Annotated in this window: 18 protein-coding genes; 8 read left to right on the top strand and 10 right to left on the bottom strand. The window is 61.6% G+C overall.

All coding sequences use genetic code 11. The features are described 5' to 3' along the window. Positions 1-3: 3 nt before the first annotated feature. Positions 4-1,203, bottom strand: coding sequence for a nucleotidyltransferase (locus AN189_RS13950; RefSeq protein ID WP_056037037.1), 1,200 nt, complete (start codon positions 1,201-1,203; stop codon positions 4-6). Further along, entirely contained in the window at positions 1,200-2,186 is a 987-nt protein-coding gene (locus tag AN189_RS13955; RefSeq protein ID WP_056037047.1) for a CBASS cGAMP-activated phospholipase, read from the bottom strand. Before AN189_RS13955 ends, AN189_RS13950 begins: the two co-directional genes overlap by 4 nt. Positions 2,187-2,471: 285 nt before the next feature. On the opposite strand from AN189_RS13955, the gene AN189_RS13960 reads away from it, so the two are divergent. The 7 genes from AN189_RS13960 (at position 2,472) to AN189_RS13990 (ending at position 11,735) form a co-directional block, all read left to right on the top strand. Beyond that, a complete protein-coding gene (locus tag AN189_RS13960) occupies positions 2,472-3,533 on the top strand; it encodes an ImmA/IrrE family metallo-endopeptidase (RefSeq protein ID WP_056037051.1) in 1,062 nt (353 codons plus the stop codon). A gap of 7 nt (positions 3,534-3,540) precedes the next feature. After that, complete coding sequence (locus AN189_RS13965; protein ID WP_056037054.1) at positions 3,541-4,026, top strand: hypothetical protein; 486 nt, start codon at positions 3,541-3,543, stop codon at positions 4,024-4,026. 596 nt (positions 4,027-4,622) lie between these two features. Then, positions 4,623-5,552 (top strand): DUF2493 domain-containing protein, encoded by a 930-nt coding sequence (locus AN189_RS13970; RefSeq protein ID WP_056037056.1) that lies wholly within the window; start codon positions 4,623-4,625, stop codon positions 5,550-5,552. Positions 5,553-6,090: 538 nt separating this feature from the next. Continuing rightward, positions 6,091-6,297, top strand: a complete 207-nt coding sequence (locus AN189_RS13975) for a hypothetical protein (RefSeq protein WP_056037059.1) — start codon at positions 6,091-6,093, stop codon at positions 6,295-6,297. Positions 6,298-6,812: 515 nt separating this feature from the next. After that, a complete protein-coding gene (locus AN189_RS13980; RefSeq protein WP_056037061.1) occupies positions 6,813-7,406 on the top strand; it encodes a helix-turn-helix domain-containing protein in 594 nt (197 codons plus the stop codon). Continuing rightward, positions 7,393-9,726, top strand: a complete 2,334-nt coding sequence (locus AN189_RS13985; RefSeq protein ID WP_056037064.1) for a relaxase/mobilization nuclease domain-containing protein — start codon at positions 7,393-7,395, stop codon at positions 9,724-9,726. Before AN189_RS13980 ends, AN189_RS13985 begins: the two co-directional genes overlap by 14 nt. Before the next feature lie 65 nt (positions 9,727-9,791). Further along, complete coding sequence (locus AN189_RS13990; RefSeq protein WP_056037263.1) at positions 9,792-11,735, top strand: type IV secretory system conjugative DNA transfer family protein; 1,944 nt, start codon at positions 9,792-9,794, stop codon at positions 11,733-11,735. Positions 11,736-11,932: 197 nt separating this feature from the next. Here AN189_RS13990 and AN189_RS13995 read toward each other — a convergent pair whose 3' ends face one another. Beyond that, on the bottom strand, positions 11,933-12,805 hold the full coding sequence (locus tag AN189_RS13995) for a LysR family transcriptional regulator (protein WP_056037067.1): 873 nt from the start codon (positions 12,803-12,805) through the stop codon (positions 11,933-11,935). A gap of 235 nt (positions 12,806-13,040) precedes the next feature. On the opposite strand from AN189_RS13995, the gene AN189_RS14000 reads away from it, so the two are divergent. Beyond that, a complete protein-coding gene (locus AN189_RS14000; RefSeq protein ID WP_253279626.1) occupies positions 13,041-13,685 on the top strand; it encodes a hypothetical protein in 645 nt (214 codons plus the stop codon). A gap of 196 nt (positions 13,686-13,881) precedes the next feature. Here AN189_RS14000 and AN189_RS14005 read toward each other — a convergent pair whose 3' ends face one another. From AN189_RS14005 to AN189_RS14035, 7 genes are read right to left on the bottom strand one after another with little or no spacing between them, the layout of a single operon-like run. Next, positions 13,882-14,958, bottom strand: coding sequence for a type IV secretion system protein (locus AN189_RS14005; protein WP_056037075.1), 1,077 nt, complete (start codon positions 14,956-14,958; stop codon positions 13,882-13,884). A gap of 12 nt (positions 14,959-14,970) precedes the next feature. Beyond that, positions 14,971-15,381 carry a hypothetical protein gene (locus AN189_RS14010; RefSeq protein WP_056037079.1) on the bottom strand — a complete coding sequence of 137 codons (411 nt, stop codon included), beginning with the start codon at positions 15,379-15,381 and terminating at the stop codon, positions 14,971-14,973. After that, positions 15,378-15,572 (bottom strand): DUF4177 domain-containing protein, encoded by a 195-nt coding sequence (locus tag AN189_RS14015; RefSeq protein ID WP_056037081.1) that lies wholly within the window; start codon positions 15,570-15,572, stop codon positions 15,378-15,380. The genes AN189_RS14010 and AN189_RS14015 overlap by 4 nt, the downstream gene beginning before the upstream one ends. Continuing rightward, positions 15,569-16,555, bottom strand: a complete 987-nt coding sequence (locus tag AN189_RS14020; RefSeq protein ID WP_056037084.1) for an ATPase, T2SS/T4P/T4SS family — start codon at positions 16,553-16,555, stop codon at positions 15,569-15,571. Before AN189_RS14020 ends, AN189_RS14015 begins: the two co-directional genes overlap by 4 nt. A 4-nt stretch (positions 16,556-16,559) precedes the next feature. Beyond that, complete coding sequence (locus tag AN189_RS14025; protein ID WP_056037087.1) at positions 16,560-17,939, bottom strand: TrbI/VirB10 family protein; 1,380 nt, start codon at positions 17,937-17,939, stop codon at positions 16,560-16,562. Further along, complete coding sequence (locus AN189_RS14030) at positions 17,936-18,631, bottom strand: TrbG/VirB9 family P-type conjugative transfer protein (protein WP_056037089.1); 696 nt, start codon at positions 18,629-18,631, stop codon at positions 17,936-17,938. The genes AN189_RS14025 and AN189_RS14030 overlap by 4 nt, the downstream gene beginning before the upstream one ends. A 2-nt stretch (positions 18,632-18,633) precedes the next feature. Next, positions 18,634-19,290 carry a virB8 family protein gene (locus AN189_RS14035; RefSeq protein WP_036562862.1) on the bottom strand — a complete coding sequence of 219 codons (657 nt, stop codon included), beginning with the start codon at positions 19,288-19,290 and terminating at the stop codon, positions 18,634-18,636. Between the last annotated feature and the right edge of the window lie 2 nt (positions 19,291-19,292).

A 19,292-nucleotide genomic window follows, 5' to 3' on the forward strand; every position in this document is an offset into this window, starting at 1 on the left:
CGCCTAGTCCCCGAAAAACTCGTTCTTGGGAACGGGCGTCGAAGCGGCCGATTTTTGGGTGGTGAGGCCAACACCCGCACCAAGCATGAGAGCGCCCGTCTTCCGCCCCTCGTTCAGCGCGTCCATCCGCCGGTTCATGGTTCGGGCAACAAGTTTGTCGCCTAGACTGTCCTTCATGGAGCCGACAATGGCGTCTAGGCCGACGAGGTCACGAAGGGATTCGAAATCCGCAAGTGCCTTGCTATGCCATTTGTAGAAAGCCTCGACCCGCGCGGGTTCTTCATTCCATCGCTCGGCAAAATTTTCGCCTTCGGTGGTCTCGTTCCAGACCGCGTAGATCTGGCGACCATTCACCAGGGGCCGCTCGATGAAAACCGGCATCAGGCGGATCGTGTCGATCAGAACCTGAAGCTCGTCGGCGAAAACGTGACGCCTGACGCACATCTCATAGGATCGCATTGCGAGGGTCGTGATGATGATCGAGATCGGCGCAATTTCTTCCTGCACATGCAAGAATTCCAGATCCCGGTGACGCTTCAGGAGCTGCACGGTCCGCCGCAGAATGCCTTTGATCGACTGGCGCACTGGGAAGGGCTCGGTCGTGGCCGCATCGCGCTGCGCCGCCATGACCGACTGCGTCATCCTCGGAACCATGGCCGCCCGCTCGTCGAAGAGGGCCCGATAGGCCCGAGGATTCGTCGCGTGCCAATCCCGCAGCTTGCGATCTGGCACCAGCTCACCGCCGTTCACGCAGTTCGGGTTGGCAATGGTTGGGGAGATGTCGAGGTGAAAATCGCCGGCGTAGTTCAGGCGCCAGCAGCGCTTCTTTTCTTCCAGGATAGAAGCATAGTAGGCGTGTTCGCGCAGGCGCTTGCCGATCGCAGCCTTCAGGCGTGCCGGTGCGATTTCCGGGCCAAGGCCGAGGATGAAGCTGATCAGGTCGACATCGAACTCGTCGCGCCCGATTGGTTTGATCGAGGTGCCGAGTGCGCCAGAGCCGTGAAGGTAGACATGAAGGGAAGCAAGCATCGGGTCACTCGATCCGGCCAACCAGTCCGCGACCGCTTCGTAGCTGGTGCGGGCCTTCTCGAACTGAGTCTGGGTCCATTCCAGCTCCTGGCAGATTTCTTCAAGGATCGTGAAGACCTGCGCCCGCCGCTGAATGGCGGTATCGGTGAGAGGGTGCGAGAAGATCTGGTTCATGCCGCGTTCCGTTCGAGTTGATGCACGGGCACGAACGGCTCGGCAGGTTGCTGGAAGAAGATGGGGGTCAGGGTGGGGCTCGCGTGCCGGGCGCTTGAGGCACCAAGCCCCTTGAGCCTCTGGATCTTGGTGGTGTCGTCGAGGGAAAAGAAACCCTCCGGTACGCTCGGCGAATACCGGTGAACAGCCATCCGGTCGTGCGGATCGCCTGTCAGATGACGGGCAATGCCGAGCGCACCGCGGGATTGCCCATCCATGAGAAGGCTGAGGGCCTTCAATCCTAGACCGGCCTTGCCGGGGGATTCAGAAAGCATGTAGACCTCGTCGACACAGCCGAGGCTCAGGATGTGCAGGTCCTGCGGAGACCAGCCAAGCATCGAGATCGCTTCGACGGTCGCGACGCCCACCGGATTGTTGCACCAGGTGCCGCCATCGAGAAGCCCGACATCATCCACCGTCTTGTGGCGCGCGAAATAGGTCGGAGCGGCAGACGTCGCCATCGCCGCGTCAAGGGCAGGCTTCCGGTAATCCTTGGTAAGCCGTGGATGATGTGACGTCTTGTAGATGTAGACGCTGCGCTGATCGGCATCCCAGGCCGGGATCAGCAACCGGGTCTCCGCTTCGCCGATGAGCTTGTCGCCAAGGACGGCGTGGAGCTCATCCCTTAGCGTCGATGCCTCGTGCTTCGGCTTGACCAAGTGACGCAGGGCCGCACGCGCATCCCGGGCCTTTTGCCCGAGCCAGCTCTTGTCTCCCGCTTGCCCGAAGATTGTCGGCCCGCGATTTTCGTAGAGTTCGAGGAGGGTCTTGGCCTTGATGCCGAGGGCTAGGCCGATCGCGAGAATACCCCCGGTTGACGTTCCCGCAATCAGGTCAAAGTAGCGGCCAATCGGTTCATCAAGGTCTTCTTCCAAACCCGCCAGAAAGGCCGCCGGTTGGGTGCCTTTGATGCCGCCACCATCGATGCTTAGGATACGTCTCATGATGCACCTCGCTTTTCGAGGGTTGGCTCAGCCAGCCCACCATCAGGCATTTCCACGATACTCTGAAACCTTGACGGCAGGTCGCCCGCAAACGGTATGTTCATGGCTGCTTCCTCGTTTCTTTGCCTGTTTAGCGCCTCTTGGGGCGATTTGGCGGTTTACAAATTTGCCTTTCCTTTGGCCTCATGTTACAATTTAGGGACAATCTGCCGCGCTTTCAAGCGTTGTAGTTTACAAAATATCAATCATATGGGTGAAATGTAAACCACCCACTGGGAGGACGTCATGATTGGCAAGAGACTCAAAGGAGCCCGGGCGGCATCTGGCCTCTCGCTCCGTGCACTTTCGGATGCCATGGAGAACAAGGTGTCCGCTCAAGCCATAGGCAAGTACGAGCGCAATGAAGACATGCCCGGATCGGGCGCGCTGCTAGGTCTTGCCCGAGCACTCGAGGTCTCTGTGGATTTCCTGCTGAGCGATGATGAGCTCGAGTTGGAGGGCGTGGAGTTTCGCAAGTCAGCCAGCTCGTCAGCCAAGGAGATCGCGACGATCGAAGCCAAGACGCTCAATATGGTTGAAAAGTACCTCGCCATCGAAAGCTTGCTGAATCTTTCGAGCCAGGAATGGGATGCCCCACATGAAGCGCCCTACTGGGTGACTGATGTTCGTGATGCCGAGGACGCAGCTCGTAACATGCGTGCTTCTTGGCAACTGGGTCACGATCCGATCCCAATGCTTGCCGAACTCCTCGAGGAGCACGGGATTAAGGTGCTGTCTTTGGACGTTGATCGGATCGATGGCCTTGCGGCCAAAGTCCGTCGAAAAGAGCATCACTCCGCGCGGGTGATCATGATCAAGAAGAAGACCTGGTCTGAACGGAAGCGCTTCAGTTTAGCTCACGAACTGGGCCACATGGTTCTTAAGGTCGCCGAAGGGTGCGATTCAGAACGCGCCGCAAATCGATTTGCTGGTGCGTTCCTCGTTCCGGCAGAAGTGCTACGGCAGGAGATTGGTGCCCGCAGAACGGACATAAGCATTGGTGAGCTCATTAGTCTGAAGGATCGGTTTGGCGTCAGCATTCAAGCGCTGACGTATCGATGCAAGGATTTGGAGATCATCAACCAGGCAACATTTGCGCGCCTTTTCAAGGTCTATAAGCAACGAGGTTGGCGGGATGAGCCGTTCGAGGAGCCGAATTCCATTCCTTGGGAACGAGAAGAACCGGACCGCTTTCAAAGGTTGTGTTTTCGTGCCCTCTCCGAGGGGTTGATTGGGTTGTCTCGTGCGGCTGAGCTTCTCGAAATACGAGTAAAAGAACTGGAAGAACGTTTGGACCACATGGCATAGTCGCTGTGTGCAAGTTCTTGTTTCTGATACCTCCGTCCTGATCGACATCGAGAGAGCCTCGCTGTCAGCGAGGCTCTTTGACCTCCCCTATGATTTTGTTGTTCCAGATATTCTTTATGAAGCGGAACTTCTCGACTGGATGGGCCCTGATCTGATCGATCTGGGACTAAGAGTGGAAGAGCTCACGCCGGAAGAAACTGCACGCGCGACTGAGCTTAAGCGGGCGAAAACTATGCTATCGACGCCAGATGTCTTTGCATTTTGCCTCGCGGCTGAGAGGGGTTGGGTTCTCCTTACCGGAGACGGAGCACTCAGGGTTGAGGCAGAGCGCCAAGAAATCGCGATGCACGGCGTCCTGTGGGTCTTCGACGAAATGGAACGTCACGAGGTTTGTTCGACCGTCCTCCTCAAGTCGGGCCTCGAGGCGGTTCGTGATCACCCGAGATGCAGACTTCCCATTAGGGAAATCAATAGGCGCCTTGCGAGATACTAGCTTGTTTATTCGGCTTGCTGGAAGGAAATTGTTGTGAAGCTCGTCTTCGCTTTAGCCTTGCGGCCTCCCCAGCTCGGCTTCGCGTGTCGCAGGGGAGAACGGCCCTTCGGTCCGTCGCGCATTCGGCCATGCGGCCTCACCGCGGCGTCGCGCCTGGCATCCCGGTTTGCCCGCCTCGCGAGCACGTCCCTCCCCGGCCGCTCCGCCGGATTGCGCTCTGGTCTGTTTTGGCCCGAGGCCAAAACGATCCCGCCGCTCCATCCGTCTCCCGCGTCCGGTCGGGCCATTTGCCTGCTCGTGTCGGGCAAACCTACCGTCAAAACACACACACATGAGTGCGGAAGCATATCCTCCGGATGGCCCCCAAATCAGCCCGCGTCAAGGATCGCAAAACTTTTCGGCGAGGGCGGGGCCTGTGGCGGGGGCGGTCCCGTGCGCGAGCGCGCGCATGTGTCCGGTGCCGCGCTCGGAAAACTTTTGCGCCCGGCAAGCCGGCGGCTGCGCCGTCCCTGACCCGGGCAGATTCGGAAACCAGGCATTCGGCCATGCCCCCACACTCACGTGGTGGCCTTGGAACCGAACACTGGAGACCAGACATGGCTTACGACACCGCAAACACCTACGAGACCATCGAGCTTTTTGGACTGACCGAGAAGGACGCGCAGCTGCCGATCCCGGAAGATCACATCCTGACCGACCACATCATCCGCGAGAGCTTCGAGGCTTTGCTCGGGCAGCTGCGCGGGACCGGGCTTGAAGCAGAAATCGAACCGCTGGCCCATGGGATCGCGACGATCCTCCAGCGCCGCAAGGTGGCGCTCGGCAAGGAGGTCGACCGCACCGCCGACAAGATCGGCGCGCTGGCAAAATCCCACGACGGATCGGAGATCGCCGAGACCGCGCTCGAAGAGGCGCAGGCGCGCTTTCTGCAGCTGCGCGAGATTGTCGGCGCCATCGAGGTGATGAGCGAGGCTGCGGCGGAATGCTACGAGATCGAGACGGGCCACGCCTTCATCCCGGCAGCCGGGTCGCGCGCGAGCGTCCGGGCGCAGGAGACCGGGGCGGTTTTCGAGGCGCGGCAGCTCCTGGAGCAGCACGACCGCGAAACCGCCGAGAAGTCGAAAGTCGAGGGGGTTCCCCTGATCGTCTCAGGCGCCACCGACTGGACCGATGTCGATGTGATCTTCAACACGCTCGACAAGGTTCGCGAGCGGATCAAGCAGAACCGCAATCAGGAGATCTTCCTCTGCCACAAGGGTGGCAAGCACGGGGCGGAGATGATTGCGGCTCGGTGGGCGCGCGCACGGGGTGTCGCACAAGCGCGCTTCGATCCGCGCTGGTCCGCGCATGGGCGGGCGGCACCGTTCAAGTGCAACGACGAAATGCTGGACGACAAGTTCGCGGCGACGGGGGTTGTTCTCTTCGGTGGCAACGGGGTCGCGCTGAACCTCGGGCAGAAGGCGGAAGCGAAAGGCCTGACGGTCATGCGGGTTGCTGACCCGGCGAAGAAGACTGCGCAGGATTGAAGAGAGGGGGTCGCGCTTGGCGCGGCCCTTTCGTCATGTCTCATGGCGCGTGCGATCGGTCATGCGTGATCGGCAGTCTGCGGCGGCCAGCACCCTTATCCCTCTACCCTGTCTGTCAGAGTGCGGCCCATCCGCATCGGTACGGGCTGGGGATGGTGCGCACCTCACGCACATCGTCAGCAGCGCAAGACGCGAGGGGTCGAGACGTCGCATATGAGGCTGAAGACCTGCATGTCCCTCGGGGCGTGTTTCGGAACATCGCATCCACGCGGGCGGGCTCCGTCAGCACCCCGGCCAGGCTCGGCGGGACGCGGACGCGGATGGTGGCGGCTGCGTGATGGCAAGGGTCATCCGGGTCTCTCCTTTTTGCTCATAGATGTGGATCGCACGGGGTCGGCCCGTCCGTGCCCTCAGCTCACGCTTCAGCAAGCACAAATACGGCTTCCACGGCTGGCCGCGGACCCTCCGCATTTGCGCTTGCGACCGGGCCTCTTGCCCCCGTGCCAGGTGATCCCCATCGCAACAAGGAGAGACCCAAATGACCAACCAATACGTCGCCACCGTCCCCGTCAAGTTCACCGATACCGATGGCCAGGAGCGCACCCGTTTTCAGCGCGTGGGTGCGATGTTCCGCAACACTCGCAACGGGGACGGCTCGGAGTTCTTCAGCCTCAAGCTCGACTTCCCGGTCGCGGTCTCGGAGCTGGTGATGTTCCCACCGAGCGCGAAAGATCCCCAGGACTAAATCCTCTGACGAGGATGGGCCGCCCCAGGACGATCTTGGGGCGGCCCGATCCCTGTTCCAGGGATGCTGGTCCTTGCGCGTTCAACGGACGCACTCCGCCCGGAATGACCAGGCCGCGACAGACCGGCCAGTCAGCCTCAAGGGGGCCATCCACAAAAACCTATCGGCCAGGGCCTCCCGGTTTTTGCGGCAGAGATTTGGGGACCCAAATCTGGCCCTGCTTGACCCTGCCTGTCCGCCCTGTCGGTGGGGTTTGCGCCCGTCCGCGGTTCCGTCCGAACACATGCGTGTTCGGCCAGAGCCTCGGGCGGGGCTGGCGGACCGGACCCCTAGGACAGGTGTCGCCCGGTGGTGAGGGCGGCAGAGCCGCGTCCCTGCGGGCCGCGGGGGAAGCGGACATCAAGGCTGCCTGAGCCTGGATGCGACGTAAGTATATAATTGACAGCTTGGTATATTATCGTAAGGTGGGGGCAGCCTTGGTGGAAGGTGGCAGGAAATAGGGGGTCTTTCTTCGCATGTCGCGCTCAAAACGTCTCACAGATGCGGACCGCATGGAGATCGTTCGCGAAGCTGCGGAAGGCGTTTCCACTTCAGTGCTGGCGGAACGGTTTGGCGTGTCGGCGCGGGCGATCCAGTACACGCTCAAAGCCGATGCCGAGCGCCAGACGGATGCCGCGATCCCGGTCTCCGCGGTCAGTGTGAAGGTGTCGGCCGCAGAGCTTGAGGCACTCGACGCGGTGTTGGCGAAGGCGGGGATCGAGAGCCGGGCCGAAGGGCTGCGGCGGCTCATTCAGGCGGCGGGTGGCGTGTTTGTCCCGGACGCGCAGATGGCGGTTGAGATGGCGCGCTATCGCGCCTCGCTGCACGAGGTCGGCAATGGGGTCGCGCAGATCGCCAAGCAGATGACGCGGGCCAACCGGATGGGGCAGGGGGTGAATGGCGGCACGAGTGCCGAGTTCACCGAATTGCGCCTTGCGCAGATGCGCGGGCTGGCGCGGTACATTCTGGATTCCGCTGACGAGATCGATCTGCTTCTGCGCCGCCGTCGCGATGGGATGCAACTGCAGGCCACGGCCGCGCTGAGGGAGTTTGCCCATGCGGCTGAATGATGCCGTCCATGCCGTCACGGGCGAGGTCTTCCGGGATGGCTGGAGCCGCGTCCGGGGCTCGATGCAAGGTCTGCACGTGGCCAAGCAGAGCCAGCTTGTGCGCGCGGCTGCGGGGCATCGGCCAGCGGTCTTCAAGGCGATCCGGGGCGGGGGTACGCATACCAAATCACAGCTCGCAAACCAGCTCGACTACCTCACCACCAAGTCCACCCATATCGTCGACAGTAGCGGGTTTCTGGATGGCAAGGCGAAGCTCGAGGCGGGCGACATCAAAGACCTCACCGAGCGCTTTGCGAAGCGCTGGGATGCGGGCTTCAAGCCCAAGCTGGGCCAGACGACCCATATGCTCATGTCGTTCCCCATCGGCACGCGCGGGGAGGATGTGCGCGACATCGCGACGGATGTGGCCGAGCGGTTCTTTCAGACCGACGAGGGGCATTTCGACTACATCATCGCGGTGCATGAGGACCGCGATCACCCCCATGCGCATCTGGTGCTGAACCGCCGCTCGCAGGAAGGCGAGTTCTTCTTTCTGGGGCGCAACCACCGCTTCAACTATGACGACTTCCGCCTCGCCATGGTCGAGGAGGCCGAGAAGTACGGTGTGCGGCTGGAGGCCACGCGGCGGGTGGATCGCGGCGTCGTGCAATACCCGGCCCGCACCAGCGAAGTTTATGCCGCGAAAGAAGAGGGGCGCGCGCCCCGCGAGCGCGAACGCGTGGGGCAGGACCTGACCCGGACGCTGGCGGAGATCGTCAACACCAGAACCGTCTACCATTCGCTTGCCGCAGAGGCCTCCCGGGAGGCCCGCGAGGATATTGCCGCGGCACTCTTCCGCGCGGGCGAGGTGTTGGCGCATGGCGGACAGATGGACCGAACAGGAGATGTGTATATGGCCGAGGATCAAAGCTTCGAGGATCTGAGAAGCCTCTATGCGGAAAAGCTCGCGCGAGTGCAGGGCATGATCGCCGAGAAGTCTGACGCGGAACGTCCCGTGCTGGAAAAACGCCTCATCGAGATCCAGACGCAGGTCCAGCACATGCAGCCCTTGGGGCTGCGCTCGGGTTCGCTCTTAGACGCGCCCTCGGAGGGTGGGATCTATTCTGAGGGCAATATCGACACCAACCAGCTCGCGCGTCTGGCGGAGCCCGACCTGAGATCGCGCATTGGCGCGGCACTACACGGCACCGGGATCAGCACATCGGAAGTGGTGGCCCGGATCGAGACGGGCGCCTCAAATGCAGCGCTCGAGCATCAATGGATCGCCAATGATCTCTCCAAAGTGGCCGAAGCGCGGGATCTCAACCTCGAGCGCCGCGCCGATCTGGAACAGGCGCGCGACATTCTCAACGATGTGCATGTCGCGCTTGGTACGCTTTTGGAACGGGAGAACGTGCTGCGCCGGGATGGCGTCATGGAAGCGGAACCGGTCAGCGAGCATTTCCATTATAATGAGGGCGCGGTGCGGGCGATGGAAGGGACAATCCGTCAGGAGATGCGCGCAGACGGCCTGACAGCGCAGCAGATCGAGGACCGGGACTGGGAGGTTGTCTCACGGGCGGAGCGCCGGATCGAGACGGAGCAGCGCGCATATCTCGAGGCACACCCAGATCTGCTCGCACGCCCTGGCGATGTGATCGACCGGTCTGAGCCCTACAGGGAGACCATCACCGATGCGGCCCGCGCCAGCGAGATCACCAGCGAGGTCGACCGCATCATGGAGGGACGCGACCTCCGCACGCCCGTTGCGGATGCAGTCACGGATGACTTGCGAGCGCGCTATCCGGACATGCCGTCCCATCTCGCCCGTGGGCTCGGTGCAACCTATGCCGCCGTCGTCGAGATACGCGACACAGAGGCCATCAATCAGGTCCGCCGCGAAAACGAGTTGCGCGAGGGGCTTGGGGTTGGCACGCGCGACGCACTCCTCGCAGCCCGCGGTGAAACTGCTTCGCAGTCTGGCCGTGCCGACCGCCTAGCAGACGAGATTGCGCGTGTCCTGGACCATGAGCGGGCCGGGGAATTGTCCGCGCCCTTCGAGACCGAGGCGGAGCTGGACGCCTTCCGCGGCGAGATTGCGCGGGTACTGGACGTTCGCCAACTCGATCGGCTCACATCCGGCGATGCCGATGCGCTGGACAAGGTTCTCGAGGACCGCCTCGACCGGCTCTATGTCGCCAAGGTCTATCTGCAATCGGATGCAGCAACGGCCAACACGGAGGCCTTGCGCCAGGTGGTCGATGATCTTGCCGACACCGAATATGAAAAACACCGCACCGCTGACGTGGATGGCGAGACCGAGCGGGGTCAGGTCCATTGAGCGCCTCCACGGGAAAAGCGCGGATCGCAACAGGGGTCTTGCTGGTGACGCTGGTGACCGGGGCCATGGGCTATACCATCGCCTCGGCGGTGCTGACCTACCAGGATCTCGGCTTCGGGGCCGAGATCGACTTTGCCTATATCGCGCAGAACTACATGGCGATCCTCGATCGCCGCCCGGAGGACGCCCAACTTATTCACCTGATCATCGGCAGCTTCGCCGCCGCCGGCCTCATGCTGAGCCTCGCCCTCTCGGGGTCGGCCCTGACACGCTTTGGCCAGACCCATTGGCAGAGCGCGCGCGAGATGAAGGCCAATGGGTTCTTCGGGGCGCCTGGCACCGGGTTTATCCTCGGCAAGCTGGGGCCGCCGGGCTCCCGGGCCAACTACATCTGCTCGAAGGTCTTCCCCCACGCGCTGATCGTGGCACCCACGGGCCGTGGCAAGACCACGGGCTTTGTCATCCCGAACCTGCTGACCTGGCAAGGCTCCGCCGTGACGCTCGATGTGAAGGGCGAGTGTTTTGAGGCCACGGCCCGGCACCGCGCCGCCCAAGGCGACAAGGTCTATCGCTTTGCCCCCACCGATTGGGAGGGTAAGCGCACGCATCGCTACAACCCGCTCCTGCGCATCTATCAACTGAAAGATCCCGCGCGCCAGCAGATGGAACTGCAGCTCCTGGCGACGCTGTTCCTGCAGAGCGACAATGACCGGGTGCAGGGCCTCCTCAAGGGCGGGATCGATCTCTTCGTGGCGGCAGGGCTCTTGGCCTTCCAGCGCAAGCGTCCGACCTTGGGCGAGATCTACCGCATCGCGGCCTCGGGCGGGAACAAGCAGAAGGAGTATTTCGCGCGGGGCCATGAGGTCGACAACAGGGCGGCCAAGCTGATCTTCACGCGGCTGGCGTCTACCAACAATGACACGCTAACCTCTTATGTTTCGCTCCTGATGACCTCGGGGCTTGACCAATGGCAGAACCCGGCCATCGATGAGGCGACGGCGGTGTCGGACTTTGATTTCCGGACAATCCGCAAGAAGCCCTTTTCGGTCTATCTCGTGGTCCAGCCCCTCATGGTGAAGCCGCTCGCACCCCTGATCCGGCTCTTCTTCTCTGATCTTCTCTCGGCCATGCAGGAAAAGGACCCAGGGCCGGATGAGCCCTGGCCCGTGATGATCATGCTCGACGAGTTCAATCGCCTCGGTAAGATGCCCATCGTGGTCGAAAGCATCGAGACCCTGCGCACCTATCGCGGTCACCTGGCCGTGGTCACGCAAACCATTCCCGCCCTCGATGAAATCTACGGCGAGAACACCCGTCGCGCCCTGCAAGGCAATGCCGGCGTGAAGCTCTACCTGACACCGTCAGATGAAAAGACTGTCGAGGAGCTCAGCAAGGCTGTTGGCAAGACCACGAAGACCGTCATCACGCGGTCCCAGTCCATCGGCAAGAACCCCTTTGAAGGGCGCAGCCAATCTACACGGACAGAAGAAAGTTCTCTGCTACCTGAAGATGAGGCGCGCCGCCTGCCGCTCGACGAGATCGTCATGGTTGTCGACGGCCAGATGCCGATCCGGGTCAAACGGATCCAGTATTTTGACGACCGGCTGTTCAAGGCGGTCCACGCGGCACAGACGGGGGAGTTGCCGTTTCCGGAGCCGGGGGGAGGTGGGTCGCAGGGCAATCTGCCGCTGAGTGTGCGCGCCATGCCGATGACTCCACCCGCGAACGGACCAGGTGGGTCTGACGCCGTTGTGGAGAGCGCAAGCCAAGCTGCTGGCAGTCAAACGTCAGGGCAAACCGACGTCGCCCCAAAAAAGACCGCGCCCGTCGTTCAAGCTGTTATCGCAGAGGAGCAGCGACAGATGGAGATGGATTTTGGCAGCGGCGTCGTGGATTCTGAAGCTGCGAGCGTAGCTGATGAGGCGCAGATGCGCTCTGCAGTCGATGGCTTGGACGAAATGGAAGCGATGCTGCGAGAGGAGGATGGTGAAAGGCTGGTTGCGCGATAGGGTGGCGGACATCGCCTGTTTGTCGGGGAGGGCGGACTGCTGCCGTTAGCTGGAGTCGCGAGCCAGACAGGCACGCCCCGCCAAAACAGACCTTCACCTATCGGTGGAACGGCAGGATATTCTGCGACGCCGCATGGCGGCACTGAGCCCAGAATCATTAATGCTGCGCGATGGGCAAATGTCGGTTACCGATCTCACTAAGTCGGCGTGCGCGCCATCTCACGGATCAGATCATTTGTTCCAGGTCTCATCGTTTGGTGCCGATATCGAAGGGCAAAAACAGTTCTTGATATTTCAAGGCCATCGATGGGTTTCGACACCAGGCCCATGTCTGATGGAATAGCGGTGGCTGGCAGGATCACCGCACCTGACCCTTGCCGCGCCAGCTCAACCAACCAATCCACGCGATTTGACCGATAGGCCGCGTAAAGTTCGTGATCATGATCCGCGCAGGTTCCATGCAAAGTATCCCGCATTTCGCAATTCAGTCGGTCAAGCATGTCAGTCTGAGCAAGCGTTGACAGAGAAATTGTATTTAGTTCAGACAACGGATGCGACTTTGACACCACGACCTTGTAGTCCTCTTCATAGAGGTGATCTATACGATAGAGGTCTTCACTGACCGTCTCTGCGGTGACGACAACGTCAAAGTCACCATCCCGCAACCCGGCAAGAAGCTCGTGGGATGATGCGACGATCAATTCGATTTCGGCTTGCGGCACGCGATTGCGCATACGCTCCATAGCTGCCGAAATTCTGTTGTGGCCAATCGTTTCGCCGACACCGACAGAGATTGGAACTCGTTCCAGGCGCATATGACGAACCGCCTCTGCCTTCGCCTGTCGCGTTTCATCGTGAGCCTTCCGCAATCGTGGCTGCATGAGTTTTCCCAGCGCCGTCAGCCTGCATCCCGCACGGTCCCTGACAAACAGCTCACCGCCAAGTTCGTCTTCGAGCTTCTTGATCGCCGTCGTCAAGGAAGGCTGGGAAACATTGGAGGCACTGGCGGCATGGGTGAAGTTTCGGTGCTCGCAAACAGCGAGAAAATACCTAATCTGGTTCATTTCCATCGCCGCAGTCTCCGTCACAGCTCAGTTTGCGCCATCTGAACAACTTCGATAGTCCGTGTCTATCAAAGAATAGCATTTTGGAATTGGTGTCTGACGCATCCGGCATGGGACAAGAAGGCGTCGAAACCAGACATGACGCATTTCTAATCAGGAGACGGCCATGAAAACGCAAATCCTTCAAACAGTCGCCGCAATGGTGCTGATCACAACTTCTGCAACTGCACAGGACAACCCAATGGAAAATCACACTGCCAGCTATATCGCCATGCCTGCCGCCGAAGGCCAGACCGAAGCCTTTGCGGAGTTTCTGGCGGGTGCCGCACCGATCGTGCGGGACACAGAGCCGGGCACCGTCCTCTGGTTTGCTCTGCAAGCCGATGAAACGCTCGCAATCTTTGACATATTCGCAGATGAAGCAGCGCGCGACGCTCACTTTGCGGGGGCGGTTGCCGCGGCTTTGAACCAAAACGCCGACGCGCTGGTTGACGGCGGATGGGATGACGGTGTCGTCGCGAATATCAACAACTCCGATGTCCTTTCGGTCAAGGCGCCGGTTGATCTCTCCACGGCAACGACCGCGACTTACATCAAGCTCGAAGCTGCACCGGGGAAAGGCCCCGAATTGGCCGCCTTGCTGACTGCCGCCGGCCCCATCGTCGCAGATACCGAACCCGAGACATTGTTCTGGGCGGCGCTGCAGATTGACGAGACCAATTTCGCCATATTCGACATCTTTGCCGACAACTCGGGCCGCGAAGCGCATTTTGCCGGACAGGTCGCCGGGCTGCTGAATGAAAGGGCTGCGGAATTGGTCGCAGGCGGATGGGGCGACGGTGTGGTGGCTAACATCCACAATTTCGACATTCTCGCTGCCAAGTAATTTCGAGGTGTTTTAGCAAGAAGTGCCCGGTGCAACCCATCGGGCGCTTTGCTGTTTGAATAACCGCAGCGAACTGGCGCTTCGTCCCGCTGTGCCGTCCTTCATCCTACGAAAATGCTGCACGATGGACGAATGGCCGGTCTGGTGAAGCTGCGCTGCAACGCCCATGACCTTGGCGCGCGGCCGCTCTGGGCCGTCACCGTCGCCCAAGCCTTCCCAGTCTCGCCAGCTGCGCCAGCATTTTTGATCCCGAGTCTGCGGATCCTGTGCCGCCTCCGGAACCCGTCTGTCCCATGCCTTGCCGCACTGGCATTTGCTGTACGCCAAAGAACTGCCGCGCCCTGAGGGCTGCGTATTCTGCGCCACTGGCCCCGCCGATGAGGTAGCGATTGTAGGCCTGCTGGCTTCCCATGGCGGCGCGGGCAAAGCTGTAGCCGCCGCCGAGGCCACCGGAGAGGGCGGGCATCATGATGTTGCCGGAGATCGCGCGGACGATGAAGGGCGTGGCGATAATGAAGCCCTTGGCCATGAGCACCATCATGAAGAAGGGGATGAGCGCGCCGATGTTTGAGGCTCCTTCGGGATCGCCTAGTTCACCGATGAGCGCGGAGGAAACGCCTGTGATCGTTGCGAACACGCCTGCGACGACGATGGGGTATAGCGCAAAGGAGATCAGCGCGGACAGCCAGCGCGCGAAATAATCCTTGGTGACCTCGAAGAGGGTCAGGAAAATCATCACCGGGGCGATCCCGATCAGAAGCGCGATCATCAGTCGGGAGGCCACGAGGATGAAGGCGGCCAGTCCGCCGAGGATTGAGAGCAGAAGCACACCGACGATGTCAAGCATGGCGCCAGCCATCCAGTTCAGCTCGGACCCGGCAGCGTTTAGATAGTCGCCCAGCTCCGCGATCAGCCGGTCGAATTCCTCCGCGAAGGTGCCTGAAGGGCCCGGGCTGCCGCCGCCGACGGAGGCCACGAGCGCGCCCGCGATACTGTCGATCCCATAGAGAATGGCAGATGAGAACGCGTTGAACTGCATCCAGTTGGTCGCGAATATCCCGATGAGCCCGATCTTGACCGCGAGCCAGAAGGCTGTGTGCCCATCCATGGCCCGGTATTGATAGATCATGTTGATTCCGACGAGGATCACCACCAACGTTGTCCCCAAAACCAGGAGCGTGCCGACCGTTGCCGCAACCGCACCAAACTGGGTCTCAGCGGCGGTGTCGAGATAGGCCTGGGAGGTTTCAACGAAGTAGGTGACGACACTCATCGCGGGATTGCCTTACCAATTGCCTGCGGCGTCGCAGATGGCCTTGGCGGCAGTTCGGGCGGCGTTGGCGCGGCGATTGTAGCCTTCCGAGGCTTCGAGCATTTCCCACCGTTCGTCGCTCGCGTAGCTCTCCCGAAACATCGCCTCGGCATCGTCCCAGGACGGGAACCGGATCTCGCAATCGCAGCTGCCAGTCTCGACGATGCGCTCAAGGTTTTGGGCGCGATAGATGTCCTGAACCAGAACCCGCTGATAGGCTTGGCGCAGGGGGATCTCCTGCATCCAGACGGGCTCGGCGGGCCGGTCCGGACAGACGTCAAAGCTGCGATCGAGGGTTGGCACTAGGTTGCGCTCGGCAACGGCGAAGGTAGGCATCAGGCTTAGGGCCAGCGCGGCCAAGGTGAGGTGCTGCGCCTGCCTCATGCCGTGGCTCCAGCGGGTGTAATTTCGCGCTTCAGGAAAACGGTGTGCCCGATATTGGCAAATTCCGAAGTGCTGATCGACACCACCTCCCACCCGTCTGCGCCCTTCTCGTTCAGGCTGGCCTGCATGTCGGAGAGGCTGGTCTTGCGGGTCATGGGAAAGGACAGGATATTGTATTCAAAGGTCTTCATGGGGAAGTTCCAATATCGGTTGCGCCGGGGAGGTAGAATTCGGTGATGCCGCGTTTGCCGTCATGGCGACCGGCCTGGATGATCACGTCGATGGAATTCTCGATGTACTGGATCATGTCGGCATAGGTCATCGGGATCTCGGTCTTTAGTGCTGCGATCGCGAGGCGCTGCACGGCAAGTTGGGGGGTTTCGGCATGCAGCGTGGTCATCGAGCCGCCATGGCCGGTGTTGATGGCTTCCAGAAAGGTCATGGCCTCCTTGCCGCGCACCTCGCCCAGGATGATCCGGTCGGGGCGCATGCGCAGCGTCGCAGTGAGAAGCACATCGGCGGTCTGGAATTCTGCGTCGCGATTGGCGATGAGGGTCACGGCATTTGGCTGGGTCGGCGACAGCTCGGCGGCTTCTTCAATGGTGACGATGCGTTCCTCGGCCGGTACGTGAGAGAGGATCTTGCGCGCGGCCACGGTCTTGCCGGTGGAGGTGCCGCCCGAGACGATCATGTTGAGTTTGTTCTCGACGCAGAAGGCGAGCGCATCATCGATCAAACCCGCGGCCACCACGGCGCGCAAGGCGCGCTTCTTTTCGACGCGCAGGTCTTCGAGCTTGCGCTCTTTTCCGTAGAGGAAATCGAGCGCAATGCCCTCGAGCGGCAGGCTCGAGAAGAACCGCAGGCTGATCGACATGGCCGAGAGCACGGCGGGCGGGGTGATGACCTGTGCGCGGATCGGGCGACCCTTATAGGTTATCGATACCGAGACGATGGGGCGGTCCTTGCTCATCGTGGTGTTGGCGGAGGAGGCGATCTGGTTGCCGAGGTCCCTGACCTGAACGCCGGTCAGCCTCTGGTCCAGCGCGCGCATGAAGTGATCGCCCTGGAATTCTCCCCAGCAGGTCCCGTCGGGGTTGATGCAGATCTCGATGACATCGTCGCGGGCGGCGGCGTCGATCCGGTCGAGCGAGGTTTCGAGATAACTCAGCGACATGGGCTCAGAATATCTCCAGATCGCGGTCGACCATCACTGTCACGCGGGCCCCCTGGTCGACATAGATGACGGGTCCGATGGAGAGGTAATCGCCAATGACGCTGTCCGTGGCATCTGCCAGATCATCGCCAACGTCTTCGAGAACGTCGGCGGCAGTCTCATCCTGGACCTCGGAGGCGGCGGCACTTGGCGCGGCCGAAATCAGCGAGATCAACGCCGCCGAGCCGAAACGCTCGGCAAAGCGCGTGTCCACGAAGCCGGTGACACCGGAGCGGCCCAGCTCGTCTCCCCCAAAGGAACTGATCTGGATGGTCTGGTTATCCGGCAGGATGATCCGGTCCCAGGCGATGGTGACACGCCGCTGCGCGATATCGACGCCAGCGCGGTAGCGCCCGATAAGGCGGGATCCGCGGGGGATCAAGAGGCGCGCGCCATCGACGCTGTAGACATCCTCGGACACCACGGCACGGGTCTGGCCGGGCAGGGAGCTGTCGAGGGCGGTTTCCATGACGGCCTGGATCATGGTGCCCTGAATGATGGTGTTGGACCGATTGGCAATCACTTCGGCCTGCGTCACCGTCGAGGGCAGCGCCCCGTTCAGCACGAAATCCGTCACCTCGCCAAAAGTGCGTTCGGTCAGAGCCGTTTCATTCGCTCCGGATGTGCCGCCAAAGGCGATGGTGGGCGAGGCGATGCGCCGCTCCTGGAAGGCGCGTTCCTCCGCGGCGCGGCGCTCCAGCTCGGCCATGCGCCGGGCTTCTTCCTCGCGGCGCAGTCGCTCTTGCTCGCGTGCGCGCAGCTCATCTTCCGTGGGGCCCACTGGCGCGGGTTGCGGTCGGCTGGCCTCGAGTTGGGCCAGTTCCAGATCCATGCGGAGTTGCTCAAGGCTGCGATCCCGCGCCGTCAGTTCGTCCTGGAATCGTTGCTGTGCTGCTTCCGAGGCGGCTTGTAGCGCCGCAATCTGAGCAGTCAGCGCGTCAATTGCCTCTGCGGCGGCGGTGTCTTCCTCGACAACTGGTTCAGGGGCGTTGCGCAACTCCTCGATCTGGGCCTGCAGCGCGGTGATCTGCGCCAGAAGCTCCGCGTTGGGCTCGACGGGGTCTGGTCCGACGAACACAACCTCGGGCTCGGGCGGGGGCAAGGTCTCGATAGCGCCAAAGCCATCCCCTTCGTTTTGGAAGACGTCCGGGGTGGCCGTCGGCAAGGCTTCCTCTTCGTCAGGCTGTGAGAGGAGAAAAAGCAGGGCACCACCCGCGCCGATGATGAGGACCACGATCAGCGCGAGAAGGGGCGACCGGCGCTGCGCCGCCGTGGGGGCGCGGGCACTGCCTTTCTCAAGAGCGGCGAGGCGTTTTTCCAGCTCGGTGTTCCCAGTATCACTCATGAGGCGGCCTCCGCGGGCGGAATCGCCTCGATGCAGACCACCTCTTCGCCAAGTCGCAGGACCCATTGGCGGTTTACGCCGCTGACACGGATCACGCCGTCTTCAGGGGTTTGCGTGTTGACCGTGCGTTCACGGCCGCCCGCGTAGCGGAAGATCGCGGGCACAGGCGCGTTTCTTGGAAACGCGAAATACGTGAACGTCCCGTCATCCCAGATGCGCGTTGGCGTGAACTCGGTCCGCGCGCTGGCGCCGTAATTGTAGTTCGGCGCTTGGGCCGCGATGGCCCGGGTCGGGCGCGCAGCGTCGTCCGGATAGCGGAACTGCACGACGTAGAAGGTCGGGCTGCGGACCTCCTGGACGTTGAAATAGTAGCTGCGCCTGTTCGTGTAGACGGTCACATTGGTATGGACACCGCGCGCAACGGGCTTGATTGCAAATGCCTGGCCTCCGGGCACGCCATCGATCTCGAAGCCTTCCGTGTCGCCCGCGATGATCGAACGGATGCTTTCGCCCTCCCCGAATTCGACCGTGGTGACATGGGTGAGCGACACGTTGAGGCGGTAGACCTGACCCTCCTGGTAGGTAGCCAAGCGCACCCGGTTGTCGTTGGGACCGCCACGCGGGATGGCTTCGGCAGAGGCGAAGCCGGGCAACAGGGCAATGACAAAAATAAGCGATCTTATAAACAACAACGTCAGTTCTCCAATCTGTCGGAGCGGATGGAATATTCGAGGACGGTGAAGCCGAATGGATTGGTCCAGACCTCATCGATGGAGCGGCGGGTCTCCGGGCGGAACTCGAAGAGAAGCGTCGCAGTGAAGAGGCCGGTCTGGGTGCCGTTGATGGAGGTCAGGCGCTTACGCAGGCGGACCGTCGCGCGGTTGGTTCCGATCCGGTTGATGCTGAGGATTTCCACGTCGAGCCGAGCATTGGGGCCATAGACCGTCGGCGGGTAATTCTCGTTGGCGCTGTTCCAGATCTGGCGCAGCCCGCTCTCGGCAGCTCCGTCCGAGCGGCGCAGGACGCTGCGGATGCGCAGATCGTTGTCGAGCTGGTTATAGACCTCCCGGTCGGTCACATAGCGGAACACCTCCGCCTCGATGATCGCCTGGTTGGCGGTCACCGAGGAGGCGCCCACCGAGGCTTCGGGGAGTGCAAAGCCGGTGGCGGGATCATAGGGGACAACGACGGGGGGCGGGTCGACATCGAGGATCGAGACAGCCGCGGCACTCAGACAGCCGATGATACCGAAGACAAGGCCCATCAGGCCAAGGCGTTGCCAGAGCCGTTCGCGGCGCAGGGCACCATAGACCAGTTCTTCCTCGATGATTTCTTGTTCAGTCGCCACCATTC

The sequence above is a fragment of the Loktanella sp. 3ANDIMAR09 genome (assembly GCF_001420005.1).
In the GTDB taxonomy this organism is placed as follows: domain Bacteria; phylum Pseudomonadota; class Alphaproteobacteria; order Rhodobacterales; family Rhodobacteraceae; genus Loktanella.